At 62.4% G+C, this 447-nt stretch carries 1 protein-coding gene; it reads left to right on the top strand.

Annotated elements, in window-relative coordinates; genetic code table 11:
• The first annotated feature begins 216 nt into the window (after nucleotides 1-216).
• Nucleotides 217-378: a hypothetical protein gene (locus tag E1958_RS22225; RefSeq protein ID WP_166664724.1), complete on the top strand. Its 162-nt coding sequence runs from the start codon at nucleotides 217-219 to the stop codon at nucleotides 376-378.
• Nucleotides 379-447 lie beyond the last annotated feature (69 nt).

The following is a 447-nucleotide window of genomic DNA, read 5'->3' as shown; positions in this document are numbered from 1 at the left end:
CCCGGCCAGTCAGTGCCAGGATTGCCCGCTGAAGGCGGTATGCCTGCCCGACTCCGGCGCCCCGCGCAGTATTTACCGCAGCGAGCACGCCCAGGTGGTCGAGACCCATCGGCAACGGATGGCTGAACAGGGGGCCACACGAATGCGCCAGCGCGCCGGTTTGGTCGAACACCCCTTCGGTCCCTCAAGCGCTGGTTCGGTTGGGATCACTTCCTGGTGCGTGGCTTCAAGAAGGTCCGCGCTGAGATGAGCCTGATGGTGCTGGGCTACAACCTGCTCCGAGTGGTCAACCGGCTTGGCGTGGGCGCGCTCAGGGGTTACTGCGCCCGGCGAAAAGCAGCAAGCAATGCCCAGGCCATTGCGCAACCGGCCGAGTAAGACGTAAGCCTCTATTTTTACTAACTATTTCCTATTCCGCCAAGCGTCAATGCGGTGGTCGATGCTCAG

It is taken from the genome of Candidatus Thiosymbion oneisti, from assembly GCF_004359955.1.
In the GTDB taxonomy this organism is placed as follows: domain Bacteria; phylum Pseudomonadota; class Gammaproteobacteria; order Chromatiales; family Chromatiaceae; genus Thiosymbion; species Thiosymbion oneisti.
Note: the sequence above shows the minus strand (reverse complement) of the source record. Positions and strands in the feature narration are given on the sequence as shown.